The following is a 22,184-nucleotide window of genomic DNA, read 5'->3' on the forward strand; positions in this document are numbered from 1 at the left end:
GCAGCCGCACATTTGGGTCACGGCTTGTACGTTATGGCTGGGGCAGCACGTAGCTGTCGGCTTCGACGCCACCGATCAGATGCTGGTGGGTTTGCAGGGCGAAACGGTCGGTCATGCCTGCGATGTAATCGGCCACGATGCGGGCCAGGTCGACCTCCCCCGCCGCCTCTTCAACATCCTTGCGCCATTGCTTGGGCAGGCGTTCGGGTTTTTCCATAAAGAGCGGAAACAGCTCCTCGACCACCTGTGTCACCTGCACCCGCATTTTGACCACTGCGGGCGCGCGGTACATGCGCTCGAACAGGAATCTGCGGATGACTTTCAGCTGTTCCCATATCTCGGGCGAAAACTGCACCATCGCGCGACCAGCGGCGCGGATATCTGTGACGGATGCCGGGTCAAGCGCGCGCAGATTGCGCTGGGCCACGGCGATCACATCCTCGACCAGCAGGCCGAAGAAGCGGCGCAGCGCTTCATGCCGGCGGCGGTAGTAATTCAACCCCGGGTAGCGCTTATCGACCTCGGCGAAGCACGGGCCCAGTAGCGGCATTTCCGCCAGTTCATCGGTAGAAAACAGCTCGGCGCGCAGCCCGTCATGCAGATCGTGGTTGTTATAGGCGATGTCGTCGGCCAGGGCCGCGACCTGCGCCTCGGCGCTTGCATAGGTGCCCAGTTCCAGATCATGGCGAGTGGAATATTCCGACAGGGCGAAGGGCAGCTCGCCCACGACCGGTCCGTTATGTTTTGCAATGCCTTCAAGGGTTTCCCAGGTGAGGTTCAACCCGTCCCATTCGGCATAATGCCGTTCCAGAGAGGTCACAATTTTGAGCGCCTGCGCGTTGTGGTCGAACCCGCCATAGGGTGCCATCAACGCGTCCAGCGCGTCCTCGCCGGTATGGCCAAAGGGCGGGTGGCCCAGATCATGGGCCAAGGCGACGGCCTCCGTCAGCTCGACATTCAGGCCCAGCACGCCCGCAATGGTGCGCGCCACCTGGGCCACCTCAATCGAATGGGTCAGACGGGTGCGGAAATAATCGCCTTCATGCTCGATAAACACCTGCGTCTTATGCTTGAGGCGCCGAAAGGCGGAGGCGTGGATGATGCGGTCGCGGTCGCGTTGAAAGCAGCTGCGAAAGGCGCTTTCATCTTCCGGGTAGAGCCTGCCTCTGCTCGCGGCCGGGTCGCATGCGTAATTGGCCAGCGTCATGATGGCGGCCCCTTCTTGTTCTTGTCCCAATGCCATCCTACATTGGTCAGGTAACAGATACGAGAACCGATCCGATGCAATTGGCCCTGCCCCCGAAAGTAACCGACCGCGCCTTTGCCCGCCTTGCCGAGATTGGCGCGGGCGGCCAGGGGCATGCTTTGCGTGTGGCCGTTGAAGGCGGCGGATGTTCGGGGTTTCAATATGAAATCAAGCTCGACGCGCCAGCGGATGATGATCTGGTGCTGGAAAAAGAGGGCGAGACGGTTGTGATCGACAGCGTGTCACTGCCTTTCCTTGAAAACGCAGTGATTGATTTCACTGAGGAAGTCATCGGCGCGCGGTTTGTGATCGAAAACCCAAACGCGACATCGTCTTGCGGATGCGGCACTTCATTCTCAATGTAGCGGCATAAGCTGCTGATTATTCGTAGCTTTTGACCAAATCCGCCCAAGCCTGCGATTGCGCGAGCGTTGCAGGTTCGACCGGCAGGATCAGCGACCGGTTGAGTGGCTTATAGGCATCTTGGGACACCGCATCTTCTTCAGGTGGCACACCGCATGCGCAAAGTGCACCCAGCATCGCGGGGAGTAGTAATTTCTGCATCGTCGGCCTCAAACCGTTTGTTTTTTTCAAGTGGTAGCGGATTTGCGCCGGCCGATCAATTTTTATCTATCGGGCTCAAGGATTTAGCGCTGCTGTTGTACGATTTTGTCGCACCTTCTCGCCTTGGCGAAATCCGGCACTATGTCTGCGATGAGTTGTCGAGGGCTCTCGAAGATGAATACTGTTTTGATTTTAGGAAGCGCGCCAAATGCGGTCGACGCCCGTGATTGGGCGCGCACCGGCATTGACCATTTATTGGCGATTAACAACGCCTACGCCGTGCGACCGGACTGGGACAGCCTGATCCACCCGGAAGATTTTCCCGTTGAAAACCACCCGACCACACTGGCGCCCGGTCAAAGCATTGTCACCGCCAGCGCCTATGTGCCCGCGCAAAACGTCTATGGCGGATTTGTCTATGCAGGCGGCACGATGGCGTTTACCGCCGGGTATTGGGCGCTGCGCTACCACAAGCCGCGCACCATCGCCTATTTTGGCTGCGACATGATTTATGACAAAAGCAAAGGCCAGACGCATTTTTACGGCTCAGGCGCGCCGGACCCGTTGCGCGACGACGTGACCTTGCAATCCTTGGAAGCCAAATCGGCCCGGCTGATGATATTGGCGGCGCAACAGGGCTGCGCGTTGGTGAACCTGTCCACCGGGCCGAGCCGTCTGGTGTTCCCGCGCGCAAATCTGAAAACGATGGGCAGCTGCGAGCCCCTGCCCTATGACCGGGCCGCTGCGCAAAAGGCGATGCGGCGGGAGGAGGAGCTGGGCTATTTCGTACCTTCCGGCCGGTATTGGGACATCCAAGACCAGTTTGACGCGAAAGCCCTGCACGAGATTGACCAACTTTGGCTGCAAGCCGCCCTTGCCCCGACGGCGGCGCTGGGGGATACCTGACGGGCAACATCTTTGGGGGCCGCCCGTGAAAATCGCGACATTCAACATTAACGGCATCAAAGCCCGGATCAACGCCCTGCCCGATTGGCTTGACGAGGCGCAGCCGGATGTTGTGGTGCTGCAAGAGATCAAATCAGTCGACGAAGGCTTCCCGCGCGAGCTGTTTGAGGACCGCGGCTACAGCGTCGAAACCCATGGTCAGAAAAGCTTCAACGGCGTGGCGATTCTGTCGAAATTGCCATTGGAGGACGTCCGGCGCGGCTTGCCCGGCGATGACAGCGACGAACAGGCCCGCTGGATCGAAGCGCTGGTCATGGGCAACGAAAAACCGATCCGCATTTGCGGGCTCTACCTGCCCAATGGCAACCCCGCGCCGGGGCCGAAATATGACTATAAGCTGGCCTGGATGGAGCGGCTGCGCGCGCGCGCCCAAGAGCTTTTGGCGGAAGAGATCCCCACCATGATGGCCGGGGATTACAACATCATCCCGCAGCCAGAGGACGCCAAACGGCCCGAGGCCTGGCTGGAGGACGCGCTGTTTCGCCCCGAAAGCCGGGCCGCGTTTCGCCGGATTTTGAATTTGGGCTTCACCGACGCGTTCCGCGCCCGCAATCAGGCGCCCGAGCAGTTCTCATTCTGGGATTACCAAGCGGGCGCGTGGAACCGAAATGACGGGATCCGTATTGATCACCTGCTTTTGTCGCCGCAAGCGGCCGATTGCCTGACGGAGTGCAAGATCGACTATGAGATCCGCGGCCGTGAGAAACCGTCAGACCATGTGCCCGTTTGGGTGGAGCTGGCGCTTTAGAGATTTTGCGCCGCGGCTGCGCCCGCGTCGCTACGGCGAGGGGCCAGCCCCTCGCGCTCCCCGGAATATTTTTGAAACAATGAAGATGTAGGTCAGGGCCTGGCCGCCCAAAAGGCGAGCGCGACGACCCCGATCAGAGCACAGGCCATGAAGATGTTGATGATGCGTTGCGTGCGCGCAGCCAAGTTCATTGCCTTGATCCGCGCACCCACCCACAACCAAAGAAAATGCAGCGCGCACCAGATGAAATTGGTGATCGCGAATTTTATGGCGACCTCGGCGGCATAGGCGCCCGGCAGGAAGGCGAAGCCCGAAAACAGCGTCGTGTTCACCACATAGGCTTTGGGGTTGATTGCCTGAAGCAACAACCCGTCGCGAATGCCAGGCTGGCGGGGCGCTGCGGTAAAGCCGATTTTGCTTCCTGCCGTGGCGATTTTATAGGCTATGTAGAGCAAGTAGGCGGTGGAAGCGGCCATCAGCACGGTGCGGATGACCGGGTTTGCCAGGATGAGCGCGGCGAGCCCCGTGACCACGGCGAGTGCCACCAGATTGGTGCCGATGAAAAGCCCCATGAAATAGCGCAGCCCGGCGCGGAACCCGTAGGCCGCGCCGACGCCCGCCAGCGACAGGACCCCGGGGCCGGGCGTTATGATCAATAGGAAGACGGCGGCGGCAAAACTGAGCATGAGCGCCACCTTACAAAAGAAAACGCCGGGCGCTAGGCCCGGCGTTTAACTGGTGTTCTTTGTAACAGTCAGTCGTCGCGGTGGACCTTCTCGCGGCGCTCGTGGCGTTCCTGTGCCTCGAGGCTCAGCGTGGCGATGGGGCGCGCGTCGAGGCGTTTGAGCGAGATCGGCTCCCCGGTGTCTTCGCAATATCCGTATTCGCCCTCATCGACGCGGCGCAGGGCGCTGTCGATTTTGGAGATCAGCTTGCGTTGACGGTCACGGGTGCGCAGTTCCAACGCGCGGTCGGTCTCTTCCGAGGCGCGATCAGCAATATCAGGAATGTTGCGCGTGCCTTCCTGCATGCCTTCGATGGTGAGGTTGGTCTCATCCAGGATCGATTGCTTCCAATCCAGAAGCTTGCGGCGAAAATATTCCGTTTGACGTTCGTTCATGAACGGCTCGTCCTCGGCCGGCTTGTAATCCTCCGGCAGGAACATTTCTGCTTTCATCCCAATAACTCCCTTAACTGCAAAGACATTAAGGAGGTCCCCGACTCGGACCCGATGTCTTTGGTCAAACCCTGTGGCAGGGTGTAACGAATGCACCAGACCTTGTCACGCCCGAAAGGCGCGTTATGAAAGGAAATTGAAGACAGGGTTAACCATGATCAAAACGCAGGCTAAAGGGTTGATAGATTGATAAAATTCACTGGCACCACATCCTATGTCGCGACTGACGACCTGACAATCGCGGTTAACGCGGCTGTTGCGTTGGAGCGCCCCCTACTGGTCAAAGGCGAACCCGGCACCGGCAAAACAGAGCTGGCGCGGCAGGTCTCAGCCTCGATGGGGCTTGAGATGATCGAGTGGCACGTCAAATCGACCACCAAAGCGCAGCAAGGGCTTTACGAATATGACGCGGTATCGCGCTTGCGCGACAGCCAGCTGGGTGACGAAAAGGTGCATGACGTCGCCAACTACATCCGGCGCGGCAAGCTGTGGCAGGCCTTTGCCGCCGAGGAGCGCAAGGTGTTGCTGATTGATGAGGTCGACAAGGCCGATATCGAGTTTCCCAACGACCTGCTGCAAGAGCTCGACCGGATGGAATTTCACGTCTACGAGACGGGCGAGACGGTCAGCGCCAAGCAGCGCCCGATTGTGATCATCACCTCGAACAACGAAAAAGAACTGCCGGACGCGTTTCTGCGGCGCTGTTTCTTTCACTATATCAAGTTCCCCGATGCCGAGACGCTGAAGCAAATTGTCGAGCTGCATCACCCGGGGATAAAGCCCGCATTGCTGGAAACCGCGCTGACCCAGTTCTTTGAGGTTCGCGAGACGCCGGGGTTGAAGAAAAAGCCATCGACATCTGAGGTTTTGGATTGGTTGAAACTGCTTTTGGCCGAAGACCTGTCGCCGGAAGACCTGAAACGCGACGGGGCGCATGCCCTGCCCAAACTGCATGGGGCCTTGTTGAAGAACGAGCAGGATGTGCATCTGTTTGAACGGCTGGCCTTCATGGCCAGAGCACAACGATGAGGGCCCAAAAATGAGTGTCGTGATCCGCCCTTTGGAACGTGGCGACAAGCCCGAATGGGCGCGGCTATGGGAGGCCTATCTGGCCTTTTATGAAACCACCCGCCCGCAAGAGATTTACGACATCTATTTTGAACGGCTATTGGGCGACGATCCGCAGGATTTCACCGGGTTGATCGCCTTGAAAGACGGGCAAGCCATTGGGTTGACGCATTATTTGTTCCACCGTCACGGCTGGTCCGTCGAGAATTGTTGCTACTTGCAGGACCTCTATGTGGACCCCGACATTCGCGGCACCGGGGCCGGGCGTGCCTTGATTGAGGCGGTCTATGCGGCGGCAGATGCCGCTGGAGCGCCGAATGTCTATTGGACAACTCAAGACTTTAACGCAACAGCGCGCCAGCTTTACGACCGCATTGGCCAAAAAACACCGTTTATAAAATATAGCAGGGTATAAGGCGGTAATGACCCGCCCTGCCAACCCGATTCTGCCCCTGTTTTTGCTTGCCGCCAGCTTGGTTCTGTCGGCCTGTGGCGGCACCGCGCCGTCAGCGGGCGCGCAGCCCAGCCGCGCGGCAACCCTGCCCGACCTGCCCCCGATGAAGCGGTTCAAAGCGCGTGCGGCACCGCCTGCCTATCGGTCAAATGCAGAAATTGCGCGGGACTTTCTGGATCTGTCATTTGAGATGGAAAGCGGCGCGGAGTTGCCGTTTTTGACCCGCTTTGATGGCCCCGTAAAGGTGGCTTTGAACGGCAGTTCATCCGCCATTCTGGAACGTGATCTGGCGGAGCTGATCGCGCGTCTGCGCGGCGAGGCCAAGATCGACATCTCTAGGGCCAAACCGGGCGAACAAGCACAGATCACCATCGATGCGATCCCGATTGCGCGTCTGCAAAGCTTTATCCCGCAAGCGGCGTGTTTTGTGGTTCCGAATGTCTCCAGCTTCGCCGAATACCGCAAATCGCGCAAAAGCCCGGATACGGACTGGTCGCGCCTGACGTCGCGCAAGCAGGCCACTGTTGTGATCCCGTCCGACATGCCGCCGCAGGAAATGCGCGACTGTTTGCATGAGGAAATTGCGCAGGCTTTGGGCCCATTGAATGACCTTTACCGGCTGCCGGATTCTATCTTCAACGACGACAATTTCCACAACGTGCTGACCGGTTTCGACATGTTGATCTTGCGCGCCTATTACGCGCCGGAGATGCGCAACCAAATCTCGCGGGCGGAGGCGGCGGAGCTGTTGCCGCGCCTTTTGAACAGGTTGAACCCGGCCGGTGCGTCGGGGCTGCGCGGGCCTTTATCGGTCACGCCGAAGCTTTGGAACGCGTCGATTGCGCAGGCTTTGGGGCCAAAGGTTCCAACGAAACAACGCATGAAGTTTGCCCGCCAAGCGCTTGATATTGCGCAAGATCGCGGTTGGACCGATAACCGTCTGGCGATCTCTCTGTTCGTGCATGGCCGGGTGAACCTGTCAGAGCGGCCTGTCATGGCGGTTGAAAGCATTTTGAAGGCCAACACGTTATACCGCGACCTGTTCGGAACATCGCTACATGCCGCGCATATGGCTACGCAGATCGCCGCTTTTGCGGTGTCGACGGGCCAGAATGAAACCGCAATCGCGATCACCACGGAGGCCCTGCCCGCCGCGCGTTCTGGCGAAAACGCCGCCGTTCTGGCGACGCTTTTGCTGCTTCAGGCCCAGGCGTTGGAGAATATGGGACAGGTCGATGCTGCACGCGCCGTGCGGCTGGACGCGCTGGGTTGGGGCCGGTATGGGTTCGGTTCGGAAAAGAACATACGTGCGCGCGTGAATGAGATCCGCGCACTGACCCCATCGGGCAAAAAGGGCCAGGGCTGATGAGCGGATTTTTGATCGGGGCGGCACTTGGCGCGGTTTTTGGCGGCGGCCTGATGGCGCGGCGCGGCGGCAACAAAAAAGACATCGGCCAATATGCCGTGGGCTTTGGTGTGTTCTTTGGTTTCGTGGCGCTGTTCATCGGCATTTTCATCGCACGCCAAGGCGGCTAACCCGCCATGTTTCTGCGCTTTTTCGAGAATTTGCGCATGGCCAAGGTCCCCGTTTCCTTGCGCGAATACCTGTCGTTCCTTGAAGGATTGCGCGCAGGCCTGGTGACCTATGACATGGAGGGGTTCTACTATTTCGCCCGCACCGTAATGGTCAAAGATGAACGCCATTTGGACCGATTTGACCGCGCGTTTGCCGCCACATTTGATGGGTTGGACCAGATCGACGCGGGCGAGATGTTGGAAGCCACCGAGATCCCCGAGGAGTGGATCCGCAAGCTGGCTGAGAAGCACCTGTCAGAGGAAGAACGCGCCGAGATCGAGGCGCTGGGCGGGTTCGACAAGTTGATGGAGACGCTGAAAGAGCGGCTCAAAGAACAGGAAAAACGCCATCAGGGCGGCAATAAATGGATTGGCACGGCGGGCACCTCGCCTTTCGGGGCCTATGGCTACAACCCCGAAGGCGTGCGGATCGGGCAGCACGAAAGCCGCCACCAGCGCGCCGTCAAAGTCTGGGACAAGCGTGAGTTTCGCGATCTGGACGGATCGGTCGAGCTGGGCACGCGCAACATCAAAGTCGCATTGAAACGTCTGCGCCGCTGGGCGCGGGACGGCGCGGCAGATGAGCTGGACCTCGGCGGCACCATCAGGGCCACGGCGGAAAACGGCTATCTCGACGTCAAAACCCGCCCCGAACGGCGCAACGCCGTCAAAGTGCTGCTTTTTCTCGATATCGGCGGCTCGATGGACCCGCATGTGAAGGTCGTCGAAGAGCTGTTCAGCGCCGCCAAGACCGAGTTCAAACATCTCAAACACTATTACTTTCACAACTGTCTCTATGAAGGTGTCTGGACCGACAACAAACGCCGCTGGTCAGAGCAGACCGACACCTGGGAACTTTTGCGCAGCTACGGCCCTGATTACAAATGTATTTTCGTGGGAGATGCATCCATGTCGCCCTATGAAATCGCCTATCCCGGCGGCGCAAATGAGCATTGGAACGCGGAGGCCGGTGACGTCTGGCTTGGCCGTGCCCGCGATCAATGGCCGTCCAATCTGTGGATCAACCCGCTGGATCAGCGCTACTGGCGCCACACCCAATCGACACAGATGATCCAGTCGATTTTCGGGGCAGAGCGCATGGTGCCGATGACCCTGTACGGGATCGAACGCGGCATGCGCATTTTGACGCGGTAAGGCCGGGCTGACAGGCCAAATTTGCCTGGCCGAGCGCGAACGGGTGACATAAATACGGCAAGCCGCAGGCTTTCAATTTGATTAGCGCAAGCAGCGGCCCCATATCTATCCCATGATCAAATTGATGCCCGTCCTTTTGGCTGCCGCCTATGCGTTCGTGATGTACCACTTTTCCGCGTGGAACACGAAGCGCATGCTTGACCAGAAATCAACGCGCCTGGCCGACCCGACGCTGGAGAAAATGAACCGCGACATGGCGCGCGCACTGGATGTGCCCCAGATCAAAGTTCATATTTTTGAGGTCGACCCGATCAACGGGCTTGCGGCGCCGGATGGACGGATTTTCATTACCCGCGGGTTCTACAACAAATACAAGGCTGGCGATGTGTCAGCGGAAGAGCTGGCCTCGGTCATCGCCCATGAATTGGGGCATGTGGCCTTGGGTCATTCGCGCCGACGGATGGTCGATTTCTCCGGGCAAAATGCGATCCGGGTGGTGCTCGCCTCGATCCTGGGGCGCATCATCCCGTTTGCAGGCGTCTGGCTGGCCAATATCTTGACCTCGATGCTGGCCGCGCGCCTGTCGCGACAGGATGAATATGAGGCGGACGCCTATGCCTCTGCCCTTTTGACCAAAGCCGGGATCGGCACCGGGCCGCAAAAATCGCTATTCGAAAAGCTTGGGAAGCTATCAGGTGGCATGGGCGGCGGGGCGCCAGCATGGATGATGAGCCACCCGAAAACAGCCGAACGCATCGCCGCGATTGAGGCCAATGAAGCCAAATGGGGCGTCGCCCAAACCTAAAGCGCCCCCCAACCCCTTCATTGTTTCAAAAATATTCCGGGGAGCGCGAGGGGCTGGCCCCTCGCCCGGGCGATGCGCGAAGCGCAGCGCAAACCCTCAACACTCACGCCGTCAGAGCTTTGCCCAATCGCGGGAGTCGGGCGCGTTTCATCAAAGCGCGCAGCGCGATCTCCTCCCCCAACATGGTTTGTGCGGTCGCGTGCACCGCGCGCGCGGCGGCGTCGATGGGGGCGGCATCGTGCATCCACAGCTCCATCAAGAACGCGTCCGGGCTGTCGCGCCTGAGCCCTTCAAACGCCAATGTCTGACGCGGGAAATCTTTGGCGTTGAACGTCACGATCACATCGGCGGAGCCCGCAATCGCGGCCCCGAGCACGTGGATGTCGTTCTCATCGGGCAGATGCAGCCGCGCCAAGTCGCCCGCGTTCGGGGTGACGCTGGCTTTCGGGAATTTGGCGCGCAGCAGCGCCACCTCGCCGCGGGCCTGCGTTTCGGCAACCGGGCCCAGCTTGGTTGTCGCCCGCGCCCATTCTTCCAAAATTCGGTCGGACCACAGAGCGGTGTAGGCCCCACGTGCGGCGGCCCCAACCAACACTTCGCGCAGCACGGTCGGGAATAGAACGCAGGCATCAAGGCATGCGCGCATCTTAATCCAGCCGGAAAAACAGCGCTTTGAGGTAGCCGCTTTCAACCAGCGCCTCATGCATCGGGTGGTCGGGGCCAGCCCCGCCAGTATGGATCAATTGCGCGCGGCGTCCGGCCTTGTTGATCCCGCGCAAGCAGGCCTGTCGAAACTTGACGATATCGGCCGCGTGAGAACATGAGCACAGTACCAGATACCCGCCCGGCGCGGTCAGCTTTGCGGCGTTTGACGCAACACGCGCATAGGCCGTCAGCCCGTTTTGCAGCGCCTTTTTCGATGGCGCGAAGGCGGGCGGGTCGGCGATGACCAGATCGAAGCTGGCACCGTCTTTTTGCAGCGCCTCCATCACCTTGAACGCGTCGCCCTTGCGGGTCTCAAAAGCTTTGGCAACGCCCATCGCCTCTGCGCCTTGCGCGGCGAGCGCCAATGCGGGCTCTGAACCGTCTACGGCCAAGGCGCTTTTGGCCCCGGCTGCAAGTGCGGCCAGTCCGAAACCACCGACATGGGAAAACACGTCCAAAACGCGCGCATCTTTGGCCAGACCGGCCGCAAAAGCATGGTTGGGACGCTGATCATAGAACAGCCCCGTCTTTTGCCCGCCCGCGATATCGGCAAGGTAGGTCGCACCGTTCATGGCGACTTGGATAGGGCCTTCCAGGGTGCCGCTGAGAAGTGTGCTGTCGCCATCTAACCCTTCAAGCTCCCGCGTGCGGCCGGATGCGCTTTTGTAGATCGCGCTTACGCCGGTGACCTGAGTGACAGCCGCGACGAGCATATCGAGCCGCTGCTCGATCCACGCCGCATTGGGCTGGATCACACATAGATCGCCAAACCGGTCGATGATCAAGCCCGGCAACCCGTCACCTTCGGCGTGGACCAGCCGGTAAAAGCGCGCCGGATACAGACGCTCGCGCAGCGCAAGGGCGCGGGTCAGTTTCGCCTCAAACCACGCCTGATCGATTTGCGCCAGCGGGTCGGGGTCCAAAATGCGTAGCATGATTTTTGACAGACCATTGACCGCGACCAGCCCAATGGTTTCGCGCCCCGCATCTTGCAGCACAGCAAGCGCGCCGGGCGCGATCTTCTTCGTGCGCCGATCGGTGACGACATCGTCGGCATAGACCCACGGCTGGCCCGCGCGAATGCGCGAGGCATCGGCCTTGGGCTTGAGACGTACAATCGGATGAGCGGGTGTGTTCGGGGTGCCTGTCATGGCCCCCCTTTAGTCTGTCTTTTCCTGCGGCGAAAGCACCGTTTGCTTTCAGGCCGCGCTTAGCCTTGAGGGGCTTCGGTACCAAAAAGCTCCGCCGCGGCGGCGGCGTCAGCGGCGGCCTGTTCAGGCGTCGGGATCGGTTGGTAGGTCAGCGCGTTGATTTTGCCCGCACCAAACTGGCGGCGCATCGTGTTGGTCAGGTGGCTTTCGATCCGCACCTTTTGGGTATGGCCTTCGCGCATCGCCTCAAAGGCGCGGGTCCCGCCATAGGCTTTGAGGTCCAGCTCAATCTCAACAGGGCCATGCAATTGCGCGCCCGTTACGGCGTCATGAATATCGATGTCAAAAATGATGTTATGCACCCCACCGACAGAAGCACGGGCCTTTTCGGTCAGCGCGTGAAACCGTTTGAGCGTGATGTCGACATGCACCGCGCGCGGGCCGTCAAGATGGGCCAAACCGCGGCTCAGGCCAGCATCAAGGATGCGTTCGACCTGCGCGAAGCGATTGCCGAACGGCTCCCCCCGCCAGACAATGTCAGCAAACGGGTAATACAGATTGGCTTCGGAAACCTTGAGCGTCTTTGGCACGGTGATGCGCAGATCGGCGACGGTCCAGTTGCGGCTATCCGCGCGCATGTCGGATGGCACCAACGTCTCAGGCGTCAGCCCAGAGCCACGCGTGACCGTATCCGAGCCGGCGCAGGCCGATAAAAACGCCGCACTTACCAAAACCAAGATCTGTTTATAGACTGTCATGTCGCACCTTTCTGGAGCGGTCCCACCGCGTAAAGTTGCGAGTAATTTGACTAAAACTCTGTCATAAATAAGAAAATCCCGGACCGCTTTGATGGCGATCCGGGACCCTCTAGCCTTCAGCACCGAGGGGATGGTGTTCTTCAGGCTGTCTTATGTCCCGATGTATGTAGGCCGGAAAATACAGATTTCACGGCATTTTTCATCGCGATCAACCCGGCCTTCATCACCTGGGCGCGCTGTTCACGTGCGCGTTTTTCGATTTCGGCGTAGGGGATATTGTCGACGTCATAGTCCATATCATCAGTCCTTCTATTTCGTGCCTTGTTGCTTGCCTTTGATTTAGGAGCACCGCTGCCTAGCGACACCCCCTAAAAAGCGAAAATCCGCTATGCGTCTAACGCATGGCGAGGCGCCAAGCACTTCATTTAAATAGCGTTTTTCTAAAAACCCTTGAGCCGACCTAAGCCGAAAAATCGACCCTCGTCCCGCGCGACAGAACCGCTACGTTAGAGGCATGGTACTCACATTCAGGCCCGAGGGGATTTACTGCCCGGCGGGTGATTTCTTCATCGACCCTTGGCGGCCCGTCGCGCGCGCCTTGATCACGCATGGCCATGCCGACCATTCGCGCTGGGGCATGGGCCGGTATCTGGCAACTGAAACGGCCGCGCCCGTGATGCGGCACAGGCTTGGCGACGTGGTGCTTGAGACGACGGGTTACGGCGAGACGCTGCGCATCGGGGATGCATCCGTGTCGTTCCACCCGGCGGGCCACGTGCCGGGATCGGCGCAAATAAGGATCGAGGTCAGCGGCGAGGTCTGGGTCGCCTCGGGCGATTACAAAACCGTCGATGACGGGCTGTCGGAAGCATTCGAGCCCGTACCGTGCCACGCGTTTATCACCGAAAGCACCTTTGGGTTGCCGGTGTTCAAATGGGACCGGCAAGAAGACGTGGTCGCCAGCATCAACGATTGGTGGCAGAGCAACCGTGATGCCGGGCGCGTTTCGATCATTGGGGCCTATGCTTTGGGCAAGGCGCAGCGGATTGTGCGCCATATCGACAGCACGATCGGACCTATCCTGACCCATGGTGCCATTGAAAACACCAATGAGGTGTTGCGCGCGCAGCGCATTTTCTTGCCCGACACGGTGCGGGTCACTGCAGATGTGAACGTCAAAGACTTCCCCGGCGCTTTGGTGATTGCCACGCCATCAGCGATGAACGGGCCATGGGCGCGCAAATTTGGCCCTGCCTCCACCGGGTTCGCGTCGGGATGGATGGCGATGCGCGGCGTCCGGCACAGGCGGTCCGCCGACCGGGGCTTCGTGATGTCCGACCACGCCGATTGGGACGGGCTGAACGCCGCGATCAAGGCAACCGGGGCGGAGCGGGTCTTCGTCACACACGGTTATACGCAGCAATTCACCCGGTGGCTTTGCGAACAGGGCTATGATGCGCAGGTGGTCGAGACGGAATTTGAAGGCGAAACGCTGGACGCGCCGGACACGGAGGCGTCCGAATGAAGCGTTTCGCCGAGCTGTTCACCGCGCTGGACCAAACCACCAAAACCAACGCGAAGGTCGCGGCCTTGGCCGGCTATTTCGGCGCGGCACCCGATAGCGACAAGCTGTGGACCATTGCGCTGCTATCCGGGCGCAGGCCGAAACGCGGCGTGACCACGACGCTGTTGCGCGCATGGGCGGCGGAGCGCGCCGGTATCCCGCTATGGCTGTTCGAGGAATGCTACCCAATCGTGGGCGATCTGTCGGAAACGATTGCGCTGGTTTTGCCGCCCGCCAAACGCCGCGCCGATAGGTCTTTGACCGATTGGCTTGGGGTGGTGCGTGACCTGGGCCAACATGATGTGGACGCCAAAAAGCGCATTGTGCTGGACGCCTGGGACAGCCTGCCGCCTGTCGAGCGGTTCCTGTTCAACAAGCTGATCACGGGCGGTTTGCGCATTGGGGTGAGCCAGAAGCTTATGACGCGCGCGCTCGCAAAAGCCACCGGGATCGAAGAAACCACGCTAGCGCATCGGTTGATGGGAGACTGGACACCGGATACCACCAGTTTTGAGGCGCTGATCGAAACCCATGACCCGGAAGCCGACGCCTCCAAACCCTACCCTTTTTATCTGGCCTATCAACTTGAAGATCTGGAGACGCTCGGGCCCGCACAGGACTGGCGCGCCGAATGGAAATGGGACGGTATCCGTGGCCAGCTTGTGGTGCGCGGCGGCACTCATTTCCTTTGGTCTCGCGGGGAGGAGCTGATCACCGACCGGTTCCCCGAATTTGCAATGCTGCCCGATTTCATACCCGGAAACTGCGTTTTGGATGGTGAGATTTTGGCATGGGATCACGCCACCGACGCGCCGCAAAGCTTCAACGCGCTGCAACCGCGCATCGGCCGCAAAACTGTGCCAAAAAAGCTGCTGAAAGAGGCACCGGCGGTTCTTTACGCCTATGATCTGCTGGAAAAAGACGGGGTGGATCTGCGCGATCACCCTTATGACGCGCGCCGCGCGGCGTTGACGGATCTGATCGCCGGTTTACCCGCCGAGGCCCCCGTCAGGCTGTCGGCCAATCTGGCCTTTGACAGCTGGAAAGCTTTGGCTGAGACACGCGAGACCGCCCGCGACCGTCTGGCGGAGGGCGTGATGCTCAAACGCGGCGAAAGCCCCTATTTGGCAGGCCGAAGGAAAGGCGATTGGTGGAAATGGAAGGTCGACCCGCTGATGATCGACGCCGTAATGATCTATGCGCAGGCGGGGTCGGGTCGGCGCGCCGGTCTGTTCACCGATTTTACCTTTGCGGTGTGGGACGGCACCGAACTGGTTCCCTTCACCAAGGCCTATTCCGGGCTGACGGACGCCGAATTTCGCAAGATCACGGCCTGGGTAAAGAAACACACGATGCAGCGTTTCGGCCCAGTGCGCCAGGTCACACCTGAACATGTGTTCGAGATCGCGTTTGAGGGCATCCAGGCCTCCCCCAGGCACAAATCCGGGGTCGCACTGCGTTTCCCGCGCATGTCCCGATGGCGCCATGACAAACCAATTTCAGAGGCCAATACACTGGACGATCTGAAAGAAATGCTCGACACCTATGGCTGAGGCGTCCGCTTCGTTGTTTCAAAAATATTCCCGCCGGAGGCTCCGATGATCCCAACAAGCGCGCCGCCCCGCAAGGCCTCCGCTCCGCAGCAAAAAGCGCCAAAAGGCGCGGTGGACACGCATATCCATATGCTCGCCGGACCCGCAGAATTCCCCTTGTCACAGACACGCGTCGAAACGCCCGCACCGCTGGATATGGAGGGTTATCTTGCGGCCTACCGCGCCCAATGCGCACGTTTGGGGATCACGCGCACGGTTGTCGTCCATTCCATCGTTTACGGCGCCGATAACGCGGTCACGCTGGAAGCCGTCCGCCGCCTGGGCCCGGACGCGCGAGGAATCGGCTTGGTGCGTGACGGCGCGACGGAGGCGGAACTCGACCATCTGGCCCAGGCCGGTATTCGCGGCATTCGGCTGAATTACGTGCATGGCGGCGTGCTGAGCTGGGAAGGCGCCAAAGCGCTTGCACCCGCTTTGGCTGCGCGTGGCATGCATCTGCAAATGCTGGTGAATGCCGACAAGCACATGTCCGAGATCGCGCCAGAGATACGCGCGCTCCCCTGCCCGGTCGTGTTTGACCATATCGGCTGGCCCGATGTCGCTGCGGGCCCAACGGAGCCCGGCTTTGCCGACATGGTTCGGCTTGTGGCCGATGGCGCGGCTTATGTGAAATTATCGGGACTTTATCGGGTGTCACAGGCCCCTTGGGCTGACACTGATCCGCTTGTCGCAGCACTGGTGCGCGCGAACCCAGAACGATGCCTCTGGGGGTCCGACTTCCCGTATATCATGTTGGCAGATGCGGTGATGCCGGATGCAGGCATGGCATTGGATGCGTTTCACCGGGTCGTCACCAGTGCCGCCGATCGCGCCACGATTCTGGTGGACGCGCCTGTGGCGCTTTACGGCTTTGAGGTCTGACGCAACGTCTTTCTGTGCGGTTACGCGATGGGATGCTAAATGACGTTCACGTCACATCATCAGATCCTGGGCCCTATATGTCAGATATCCTTGAAGAATTTGTCGCCACCCTCCACCCCAAAGCACTTGGTGCCATCAAGGGCACGGCAAAGCTGGACCTTGGGGAGCACGGCGCCGTGATGTTGTCTGAAACAGGCGCGGTCGCCGGCGACACAGAGGCTGATGTCACCTTGAAAGCATCGCCCGAAACGTTCCGCGCCATTCTGGCGGGCACACAAAATCCGGTCATGGCGGTGATGTCGGGCAAATTGAAGGTCGATGGCAACCAGATGCGCGCGCTCAAGATCAGCGCGCTGTTGACGGCCTAGGCGCTTTTCAAGACTTTCGGGCGTTCGCCGGCTTTCCACCGTTTGGCGGCCTCGCCGAAGGCCTCATAAAGCGGTCGCGACACAGGGTCAGAGCTGGCCTTATATTCCGGGTGCCACTGCACCGACAGGGAAAACCCCGGAGCGTCTTTGATATAAATCGCTTCCGGCGTGCCATCCGGCGCGGTCCCGTCGATCACGACGCGCGGACCAGGGTTTTTGATACCTTGACCGTGAAGCGTATTGGTCAGCACTTCAGTCTGTCCGAACACTTTGTGAAAGGGACCACCCTCGCTGACGGTCACAATATGGCGGTGCGCAAATTTTTCATCCAAAGTGCCATCCGGCGGCATGCGGTGATTGTCACGGCCCGGAAGGTCGCGAGATCTCAGGGTGCAGAGTGCCACCCATTGCGACATTCACTTCCTGAAAGCCACGGCATATGCCCAGAATCGGCAACCCGGCAGTGACGCAGGCCCGGATCAGCGGCAGGGCGACCGCGTCGCGGCCCCGGTCAAACGCGCCATGCGCCTCGGTCGGTTGCTCGCCATATTCGTCGGGATGCACGTTTTGGCGCCCGCCGGTGAAGACAAACCCATCGCAGACGTCCATCAGCTCAGCAATGGTTGCGTATTTCGGGTCGGTCGGCACGATCATTGGAATACCGCCGGTCGCCTCAACCACGGCGTCACAGCTCATTTCCCCCGTCGCGTAGGCGGGGTAATCGTCATTGATCATGTAGTGGTTTCCAAAAACACCAATCAGTGGCCGAGACATGGCAATACCAAATTTTGTTCAAACTAAACGCATACATACGCGAACAGACACGTCAGGTCGACCCGCAAGACAGCACATAGTTTGTGCATCTTAATAAGGCGTTTAAATCTCGGCCTGCAGCGCTGCGGCCTCGATGCCTGCAACAGCAGCCGCGGCATCGTTGTCAGAGGTGTCGCCGGTTACCCCGACCGCACCGATGATCGACCCACGTTTGTCACGCACCAAAACGCCGCCCGGTACCGGCACCACATTGCCGCCGAACAACCCATTTAAGGCCGTCATGAAGTAGTGCTGCTGCTCTGCTCGGGCCATTTGCGCGCTGCCAGACATGCCGGTCATCACGCAGCCATAGGCTTTGCCATAAGCAATAGCGAACCGCCCCGGCGCGGCCCCATCTTCGCGTTCAAACGCTTTGACATGGCCGCCCGTGTCCACAATCACAACGGAGAGCGGTTTCAGGTCCATCTCGCGCCCCGTCGCAATCGTTTTGCGAATGATCGTGCGCGCCTTGTTCATTGATATCTCGGCCATCTTATCTCCGTTTGGTCACAAAAATTCTGGGTGGGGGTCTGGGGGAGGGCAAAGCCCTCCCCAGCCTGTCGATGCGCGCAGGCGCAGCGAAAAACCTGATTAAGCGCTTACAGCGGCTTTCAATTCCAACCGGCGCGCATGCAAAATTGGCTCGGTATAGCCTGACGGCTGGACACGGCCTTTGAACACCAGATCGCAGGCCGCCTGAAACGCGATCCCGTTGAATTCTGGCGCCATCGGGCGGTAGGCTGGATCGTTCGCATTTTGCTCGTCCACCACGGCAGCCATCTTGCGCAGGGCGCCCATGACTTGCTGGCCATTGACCACGTCATGATGCAGCCAATTAGCCAGGGCCTGGCTGGAGATGCGGCAGGTCGCGCGATCCTCCATCAGCCCTATATTATTGATATCAGGCACTTTTGAGCACCCGACGCCCGCATCAATCCAGCGCACGACGTAGCCCAGAATACCCTGCGCGTTGTTTTCTACTTCGCGCATGACCTGATCTTCGGTCCACATGCCATAGGTGGCCAGCGGGATTTCCAGGATCGTTTCGACATGGCCACGGCGTCCGCCTTTGAGCAGCGCGTCTTGCACCGCAAACACATCGACGCGGTGGTAATGCAACGCGTGCAGGGTCGCGGCCGTGGGTGACGGCACCCAGGCGCAATTGGCGCCCGATTTGGGGTGCTCCACCTTCTGTTCCAGCATCGCGGCCATCATGTCGGGCATCGCCCACATGCCTTTGCCGATCTGGGCCTTGCCGGACAGCCCGCATTCCAGCCCGATATCGACGTTCTGGTTCTCGTAGCCACCGATCCACGCTTTGCGTTTGATGAAATCCTTGCGCGAAAACGCCCCTGCTTCCATCGAGGTATGGATCTCGTCGCCAGTGCGGTCCAGAAACCCGGTATTGATGAACGCCACGCGCGATTTGGCGGCGCGGATGCATTCCTTAAGGTTAACGGTTGTACGCCGCTCCTCATCCATGATGCCGATTTTGACCGTGTATTGCGGCAGGCCAAGCGCGGCCTCCACCATGGTGAAAATCTCGTCGGTGAAGGCGACTTCCTCAGGCCCGTGCATCTTGGGTTTGACCACATAGACCGAGCCCGTCGTCGAATTGCCGCCGTCGCGTTTGAGATCATGCAAAGCGATGGTCACGGTGACCAACGCGTCCATCAGGCCTTCGAAAATCTCATTTCCGTCGCGATCCAGCACCGCCGGGTTCGTCATCAGGTGCCCCACATTGCGCACCAGCATCAAGGCGCGGCCTTTGAGGTGGGTTTTCTCGCCGCCGGGGCCGTAAAATGACACATCGGGGCTGAGCGCACGGATGATCGGCTTGCCGTTCTTGTGCATCTCCTCCTCAAGATCGCCTTTCATCAGCCCAAGCCAGTTGCCATAGGCTTGCACCTTGTCCTCGGCATCGACGCAAGCGACAGAATCCTCACAATCCATGATCACGGAGACCGCGCTTTCCAGCCGCACATCGGCCAAGCCCGCCTGATCGCGCGACCCGATCATGTGGGTGCGGTCAAACACCAGCTCCACATGCAGGCCATTGTTGCGAAGGATCACGGCATCGGGCGCTTTCGGATGGCCCCGATAGCCCACAAATTTCTCCGGCTGCGCCAACGGCAGATCATCGACCAGCAACGCGCCGTCGGTGATCGCGTAGCGGCGGGCATCAGCGTGGCTGGTGCCTTCCAGCGGGAAAGCCTCGTCCAAAAACACTCGCGCACGTGCCACGACCCGCGCGCCGCGGCCCTTGTTATAAGCGCCCTTCGGCGCGGCGGAGCCCATGGCGTCCGTGCCATAGAGCCCATCATAGAGCGACCCCCAGCGCGCATTCGCCGCGTTCAGCGCATAGCGGGCATTGGTGATGGGAACGACCAGCTGCGGCCCCGCGACAGTTGCAATTTCGGGGTCCACATTGGCGGTATCGATCTGGAAATCCCCGCCCTCAGGCACGAGGTACCCGATCTCTTCCAGAAACGCTTTGTAGGCCGCGTGATCGTGCATTTTATTGCGGTTTTGGACATGCCAAGCGTCGAGCTTTGCCTGAATATCTTCGCGCTTTTGCAGCAAGGCGCGGTTTTTCGGCCCCATCTCATGGGCCAGCTTCGACAGCGCGTCCCAAAAGGTGTCAGCGGAAATACCTGTCCCGTCCAGCGCTTCGCTTTCAATGAAATCGGCTAAAATGGGGTCAACTTGCAGCTCCGAGCGGGTGGCGCGGTCGGTCATCGTTGGTCTTCCTTGCATTCTTGTGGCGTCATGTTTCCAATACGAAACAATTTTCGCAAATGCAATAACTGGTAAAAATATTTTACCAATTCACGCTTTGCGCCTACGGCACCGTTCGGAACAGTAGCGCACCTGATCCCAGACATCGGCCCATTTCTTGCGCCAGGCGAAGGGTTTGCCGCAGGTTGCACAAGTCTTTTGCGGCAAATCGCCCTTTTTGCGCATTTTGGCCATCAGAAATCAAAGCCCAACTGATCATCGGCCGGCGCAGCGCGCTTGGCCTGAAGCGGTTTTGCCTGACGCGGCTTTGCCTGACGGTCATTGACGAAACGCGGATCCTTGCGGGAGGCGTGCTTCTGCACGATCTGCGCCGCCTCGCGCCGAAACGCATCACCCTTGCGCACCGCCCAAACCGCGTCGCGCGCGGCTTTGGCTGCGGCTTTGACATCGACAATCGGTTCTGGGTAGGCGCGGCCCAGCACCTTGCCCGCACTGTCCCAGCGCCAGGGTTCCTGCAGATATTGGTCGGGCACCTCGGCCAGCTCGGGGCACCAGCGGCGGGTGAAAATACCGTCCGGGTCCTGATCCTGACCCTGCTTGACCGGGTTATAAATCCTTACCGTGTTCATGCCCGTCGTGCCCGATTGCATCTGCACCTGCGACCAATGAATGCCGGGTTCATAATCGGTGAACATGGCGGCCAGCACCGGGCCATGGCTGCGCCAATCGAGCCAGAAATGGTAGGACGCCACAGCCGTCACCATCGCCCGCATGCGAAAATTCAGCCAGCCGGTGGCCGCGCAAAACCGCATGCAAGCATCCAGAAACGGCAAGCCCGTCTGCCCGCTCTGCCACGCGTTCAGGCGCGACAGGTCGGTTTCGCGCGGGCGCAGGGTTTCATAGGCGCGGTGCAGGCATTCCAGCTCTATGCGCGGCTCATCTTCGAGCTTTTGCATGAAGTGATCACGCCATGCGAGCCGCGCCTCGAACGAGCGCATGGACCCCAGCCAGCCCGTGCGCGTGCCTTTTAATTCCTGCTTGCGCGCGCGGCCGGCTTGCGCGGCCTCCCGCACCGAGATCGTGCCATGCGCGATATGCGGTGACAGGCGCGAACAGGCCCATTCGCCCGCCAGTGGCGATGACATCGCCTTGCGGTATGTTTGCCCGCGTTCGGTCAGAAAACCGCCCAATAATGACAGCGCCTGCTGGCGCCCGCCCGTTTGGCGCGCGGGGCAGTGATCGGGCAGATCAAGCTGCGGCAGTACCCCGGGTTCGACTTTATGGGGCGGCAGCGCGCGCGGCGGCGCGATTTGCGGCTGGTAGACAAACCCGTCGCGCTTTTTGGCCCAACCGTCGCGGGCTTTCAGGCGGCGTGTGACGCCTGATTGCGGCAACTCATGCCATGCAACACCGTTCAACCTTGCCCAAGCGGCGACCCTCTGGTCGCGGACAAAGGTCCATGCGTTGCCGGTTTCTTCATGGCTGATGAGGGTGTCCGCGCCGGTTTCGGCGCGTAGCTTTTCAAGCTCTTGAACGGCATCGCCCATTCTGATCACGAGCGGCGCACCAAGATGGGCGAGCTGGGTTTTCATACTTTCAAGGCTTTCGCGCAGAAACGCCCATTGCCGTCCGGATGTGTCCGGCAAGGCCCAGTAATCGGGCTCTACAATATAGAGCGGCACAACGCTGCCCTGCCCGGCCATGGCAAGCGCCGGATGGTCATGGATGCGCAGGTCGCGTTTGAACCAGAGAAGGGTTGGGCTCGACATGGCATAGAACCTAGGTGGCGTGAACGGATCGACAATGCCCAGAGCGCCGGGCCAGTGGTCGTCCATGGGGGACCGCATTTTGGGT

Annotated in this window: 25 protein-coding genes and 1 pseudogene; 13 read left to right on the forward strand and 13 right to left on the reverse strand. The window is 60.0% G+C overall.

Translation table 11 applies throughout. From position 1 onward, the window contains the following. Positions 1-31: 31 nt before the first annotated feature. Positions 32-1,207 (reverse strand): deoxyguanosinetriphosphate triphosphohydrolase, encoded by a 1,176-nt coding sequence (locus ACZ1G7_RS05810; protein ID WP_472662879.1) that lies wholly within the window; start codon positions 1,205-1,207, stop codon positions 32-34. Positions 1,208-1,287: 80 nt separating this feature from the next. Between ACZ1G7_RS05810 and ACZ1G7_RS05815 the strand changes: the two genes are divergently transcribed. Continuing rightward, positions 1,288-1,611 carry a HesB/IscA family protein gene (locus tag ACZ1G7_RS05815; RefSeq protein WP_472663680.1) on the forward strand — a complete coding sequence of 108 codons (324 nt, stop codon included), beginning with the start codon at positions 1,288-1,290 and terminating at the stop codon, positions 1,609-1,611. A gap of 16 nt (positions 1,612-1,627) precedes the next feature. On the opposite strand, the gene ACZ1G7_RS05820 is transcribed toward ACZ1G7_RS05815, so the two are convergent. Then, positions 1,628-1,810 carry a hypothetical protein gene (locus tag ACZ1G7_RS05820; RefSeq protein WP_472662880.1) on the reverse strand — a complete coding sequence of 61 codons (183 nt, stop codon included), beginning with the start codon at positions 1,808-1,810 and terminating at the stop codon, positions 1,628-1,630. Positions 1,811-1,984: 174 nt separating this feature from the next. Between ACZ1G7_RS05820 and ACZ1G7_RS05825 the strand changes: the two genes are divergently transcribed. Both ACZ1G7_RS05825 and xth read left to right on the forward strand, forming a co-directional pair. Further along, complete coding sequence (locus tag ACZ1G7_RS05825; RefSeq protein WP_472662881.1) at positions 1,985-2,716, forward strand: hypothetical protein; 732 nt, start codon at positions 1,985-1,987, stop codon at positions 2,714-2,716. 25 nt (positions 2,717-2,741) lie between these two features. Beyond that, complete coding sequence (xth, locus tag ACZ1G7_RS05830; RefSeq protein ID WP_472662882.1) at positions 2,742-3,524, forward strand: exodeoxyribonuclease III; 783 nt, start codon at positions 2,742-2,744, stop codon at positions 3,522-3,524. A gap of 92 nt (positions 3,525-3,616) precedes the next feature. Here the strand turns inward: xth and ACZ1G7_RS05835 are convergent, their stop codons facing one another. Together ACZ1G7_RS05835 and dksA are read right to left on the reverse strand one after the other, a co-directional pair. Further along, complete coding sequence (locus tag ACZ1G7_RS05835; RefSeq protein ID WP_472662883.1) at positions 3,617-4,210, reverse strand: LysE family translocator; 594 nt, start codon at positions 4,208-4,210, stop codon at positions 3,617-3,619. Positions 4,211-4,278: 68 nt separating this feature from the next. Continuing rightward, positions 4,279-4,701 (reverse strand): RNA polymerase-binding protein DksA, encoded by a 423-nt coding sequence (gene dksA / locus ACZ1G7_RS05840; RefSeq protein ID WP_472662884.1) that lies wholly within the window; start codon positions 4,699-4,701, stop codon positions 4,279-4,281. 189 nt (positions 4,702-4,890) lie between these two features. Between dksA and ACZ1G7_RS05845 the strand changes: the two genes are divergently transcribed. The 6 genes from ACZ1G7_RS05845 (at position 4,891) to ACZ1G7_RS05870 (ending at position 9,758) form a co-directional block, all read left to right on the forward strand. After that, complete coding sequence (locus tag ACZ1G7_RS05845; protein ID WP_472663681.1) at positions 4,891-5,730, forward strand: AAA family ATPase; 840 nt, start codon at positions 4,891-4,893, stop codon at positions 5,728-5,730. Positions 5,731-5,740: 10 nt separating this feature from the next. Continuing rightward, positions 5,741-6,184: a GNAT family N-acetyltransferase gene (locus ACZ1G7_RS05850; protein WP_472662885.1), complete on the forward strand. Its 444-nt coding sequence runs from the start codon at positions 5,741-5,743 to the stop codon at positions 6,182-6,184. A gap of 7 nt (positions 6,185-6,191) precedes the next feature. Further along, positions 6,192-7,589: a DUF2927 domain-containing protein gene (locus tag ACZ1G7_RS05855; RefSeq protein WP_472662886.1), complete on the forward strand. Its 1,398-nt coding sequence runs from the start codon at positions 6,192-6,194 to the stop codon at positions 7,587-7,589. After that, the gene (locus tag ACZ1G7_RS05860; protein WP_472662887.1) at positions 7,589-7,759 is read left to right on the forward strand and encodes a hypothetical protein; all 171 of its coding nucleotides are present in this window, start codon (positions 7,589-7,591) and stop codon (positions 7,757-7,759) included. The genes ACZ1G7_RS05855 and ACZ1G7_RS05860 overlap by 1 nt, the downstream gene beginning before the upstream one ends. Positions 7,760-7,765: 6 nt before the next feature. Further along, the gene (locus tag ACZ1G7_RS05865; protein WP_472662888.1) at positions 7,766-8,953 is read left to right on the forward strand and encodes a vWA domain-containing protein; all 1,188 of its coding nucleotides are present in this window, start codon (positions 7,766-7,768) and stop codon (positions 8,951-8,953) included. Positions 8,954-9,065: 112 nt separating this feature from the next. Next, the gene (locus ACZ1G7_RS05870; protein WP_472662889.1) at positions 9,066-9,758 is read left to right on the forward strand and encodes a M48 family metallopeptidase; all 693 of its coding nucleotides are present in this window, start codon (positions 9,066-9,068) and stop codon (positions 9,756-9,758) included. A gap of 103 nt (positions 9,759-9,861) precedes the next feature. Here the strand turns inward: ACZ1G7_RS05870 and ACZ1G7_RS05875 are convergent, their stop codons facing one another. The 4 genes from ACZ1G7_RS05875 to ACZ1G7_RS05890 all read right to left on the reverse strand — a co-directional run bounded on the left by ACZ1G7_RS05875 (position 9,862) and on the right by ACZ1G7_RS05890 (position 12,668). Further along, complete coding sequence (locus ACZ1G7_RS05875) at positions 9,862-10,404, reverse strand: RSP_2648 family PIN domain-containing protein (RefSeq protein ID WP_472662890.1); 543 nt, start codon at positions 10,402-10,404, stop codon at positions 9,862-9,864. Between the two features lies 1 nt (position 10,405). Continuing rightward, a complete protein-coding gene (locus tag ACZ1G7_RS05880; RefSeq protein ID WP_472662891.1) occupies positions 10,406-11,614 on the reverse strand; it encodes an RSP_2647 family RNA methyltransferase in 1,209 nt (402 codons plus the stop codon). A 59-nt stretch (positions 11,615-11,673) separates the two neighbouring features. Continuing rightward, positions 11,674-12,372: a DUF6778 family protein gene (locus tag ACZ1G7_RS05885; protein WP_472662892.1), complete on the reverse strand. Its 699-nt coding sequence runs from the start codon at positions 12,370-12,372 to the stop codon at positions 11,674-11,676. A 140-nt stretch (positions 12,373-12,512) separates the two neighbouring features. After that, positions 12,513-12,668, reverse strand: coding sequence for an RSP_7527 family protein (locus ACZ1G7_RS05890; protein ID WP_472662893.1), 156 nt, complete (start codon positions 12,666-12,668; stop codon positions 12,513-12,515). Between the two features lie 218 nt (positions 12,669-12,886). Here ACZ1G7_RS05890 and ACZ1G7_RS05895 point away from each other — a divergent pair, with 218 nt between their 5' ends. The 4 genes from ACZ1G7_RS05895 to ACZ1G7_RS05910 all read left to right on the forward strand — a co-directional run bounded on the left by ACZ1G7_RS05895 (position 12,887) and on the right by ACZ1G7_RS05910 (position 16,778). Further along, entirely contained in the window at positions 12,887-13,897 is a 1,011-nt protein-coding gene (locus tag ACZ1G7_RS05895) for a ligase-associated DNA damage response exonuclease (RefSeq protein ID WP_472662894.1), read from the forward strand. Next, positions 13,894-15,489 (forward strand): ATP-dependent DNA ligase, encoded by a 1,596-nt coding sequence (locus tag ACZ1G7_RS05900; protein ID WP_472662895.1) that lies wholly within the window; start codon positions 13,894-13,896, stop codon positions 15,487-15,489. Before ACZ1G7_RS05895 ends, ACZ1G7_RS05900 begins: the two co-directional genes overlap by 4 nt. A 45-nt stretch (positions 15,490-15,534) precedes the next feature. After that, entirely contained in the window at positions 15,535-16,410 is an 876-nt protein-coding gene (locus tag ACZ1G7_RS05905) for an amidohydrolase family protein (protein ID WP_472662896.1), read from the forward strand. A gap of 77 nt (positions 16,411-16,487) precedes the next feature. Next, positions 16,488-16,778 (forward strand): SCP2 sterol-binding domain-containing protein, encoded by a 291-nt coding sequence (locus ACZ1G7_RS05910; protein WP_472662897.1) that lies wholly within the window; start codon positions 16,488-16,490, stop codon positions 16,776-16,778. Here the strand turns inward: ACZ1G7_RS05910 and ACZ1G7_RS05915 are convergent. The 5 genes and pseudogenes from ACZ1G7_RS05915 to ACZ1G7_RS05935 all read right to left on the reverse strand — a co-directional run bounded on the left by ACZ1G7_RS05915 (position 16,775) and on the right by ACZ1G7_RS05935 (position 22,165). Then, positions 16,775-17,552 (reverse strand): annotated as a pseudogene (locus ACZ1G7_RS05915) (gamma-glutamyl-gamma-aminobutyrate hydrolase family protein). The gene ACZ1G7_RS05910 and the pseudogene ACZ1G7_RS05915 overlap by 4 nt on opposite strands. Before the next feature lie 102 nt (positions 17,553-17,654). After that, positions 17,655-18,083, reverse strand: a complete 429-nt coding sequence (locus ACZ1G7_RS05920; protein WP_472662898.1) for a GlcG/HbpS family heme-binding protein — start codon at positions 18,081-18,083, stop codon at positions 17,655-17,657. Positions 18,084-18,182: 99 nt separating this feature from the next. Then, positions 18,183-20,330, reverse strand: a complete 2,148-nt coding sequence (locus ACZ1G7_RS05925) for a malate synthase G (protein WP_472662899.1) — start codon at positions 20,328-20,330, stop codon at positions 18,183-18,185. 90 nt (positions 20,331-20,420) lie between these two features. Then, complete coding sequence (locus ACZ1G7_RS05930; protein ID WP_472662900.1) at positions 20,421-20,564, reverse strand: DUF2256 domain-containing protein; 144 nt, start codon at positions 20,562-20,564, stop codon at positions 20,421-20,423. Next, positions 20,564-22,165: an FAD-binding domain-containing protein gene (locus tag ACZ1G7_RS05935; protein ID WP_472662901.1), complete on the reverse strand. Its 1,602-nt coding sequence runs from the start codon at positions 22,163-22,165 to the stop codon at positions 20,564-20,566. Before ACZ1G7_RS05935 ends, ACZ1G7_RS05930 begins: the two co-directional genes overlap by 1 nt. Between the last annotated feature and the right edge of the window lie 19 nt (positions 22,166-22,184).

The sequence above is a fragment of the Litoreibacter sp. JB4-2 genome (assembly GCF_055693445.1).

Coding starts and splice junctions, on each gene's coding strand:
- ACZ1G7_RS05810 (WP_472662879.1), bottom strand. CDS start 1,207: ATGACGCTGGCCAATTACGCATGCGACCCGGCCGCGAGCAGAGGCAGG.
- ACZ1G7_RS05820 (WP_472662880.1), bottom strand. CDS start 1,810: ATGCAGAAATTACTACTCCCCGCGATGCTGGGTGCACTTTGCGCATGC.
- ACZ1G7_RS05825 (WP_472662881.1), top strand. CDS start 1,985: ATGAATACTGTTTTGATTTTAGGAAGCGCGCCAAATGCGGTCGACGCC.
- ACZ1G7_RS05835 (WP_472662883.1), bottom strand. CDS start 4,210: ATGCTCAGTTTTGCCGCCGCCGTCTTCCTATTGATCATAACGCCCGGC.
- dksA (WP_472662884.1), bottom strand. CDS start 4,701: ATGAAAGCAGAAATGTTCCTGCCGGAGGATTACAAGCCGGCCGAGGAC.
- ACZ1G7_RS05850 (WP_472662885.1), top strand. CDS start 5,741: ATGAGTGTCGTGATCCGCCCTTTGGAACGTGGCGACAAGCCCGAATGG.
- ACZ1G7_RS05855 (WP_472662886.1), top strand. CDS start 6,192: ATGACCCGCCCTGCCAACCCGATTCTGCCCCTGTTTTTGCTTGCCGCC.
- ACZ1G7_RS05860 (WP_472662887.1), top strand. CDS start 7,589: ATGAGCGGATTTTTGATCGGGGCGGCACTTGGCGCGGTTTTTGGCGGC.
- ACZ1G7_RS05865 (WP_472662888.1), top strand. CDS start 7,766: ATGTTTCTGCGCTTTTTCGAGAATTTGCGCATGGCCAAGGTCCCCGTT.
- ACZ1G7_RS05870 (WP_472662889.1), top strand. CDS start 9,066: ATGATCAAATTGATGCCCGTCCTTTTGGCTGCCGCCTATGCGTTCGTG.
- ACZ1G7_RS05875 (WP_472662890.1), bottom strand. CDS start 10,404: ATGCGCGCATGCCTTGATGCCTGCGTTCTATTCCCGACCGTGCTGCGC.
- ACZ1G7_RS05880 (WP_472662891.1), bottom strand. CDS start 11,614: ATGACAGGCACCCCGAACACACCCGCTCATCCGATTGTACGTCTCAAG.
- ACZ1G7_RS05885 (WP_472662892.1), bottom strand. CDS start 12,372: ATGACAGTCTATAAACAGATCTTGGTTTTGGTAAGTGCGGCGTTTTTA.
- ACZ1G7_RS05890 (WP_472662893.1), bottom strand. CDS start 12,668: ATGGACTATGACGTCGACAATATCCCCTACGCCGAAATCGAAAAACGC.
- ACZ1G7_RS05895 (WP_472662894.1), top strand. CDS start 12,887: ATGGTACTCACATTCAGGCCCGAGGGGATTTACTGCCCGGCGGGTGAT.
- ACZ1G7_RS05900 (WP_472662895.1), top strand. CDS start 13,894: ATGAAGCGTTTCGCCGAGCTGTTCACCGCGCTGGACCAAACCACCAAA.
- ACZ1G7_RS05905 (WP_472662896.1), top strand. CDS start 15,535: ATGATCCCAACAAGCGCGCCGCCCCGCAAGGCCTCCGCTCCGCAGCAA.
- ACZ1G7_RS05910 (WP_472662897.1), top strand. CDS start 16,488: ATGTCAGATATCCTTGAAGAATTTGTCGCCACCCTCCACCCCAAAGCA.
- ACZ1G7_RS05920 (WP_472662898.1), bottom strand. CDS start 18,083: ATGGCCGAGATATCAATGAACAAGGCGCGCACGATCATTCGCAAAACG.
- ACZ1G7_RS05925 (WP_472662899.1), bottom strand. CDS start 20,330: ATGACCGACCGCGCCACCCGCTCGGAGCTGCAAGTTGACCCCATTTTA.
- ACZ1G7_RS05930 (WP_472662900.1), bottom strand. CDS start 20,564: ATGGCCAAAATGCGCAAAAAGGGCGATTTGCCGCAAAAGACTTGTGCA.
- ACZ1G7_RS05935 (WP_472662901.1), bottom strand. CDS start 22,165: ATGGACGACCACTGGCCCGGCGCTCTGGGCATTGTCGATCCGTTCACG.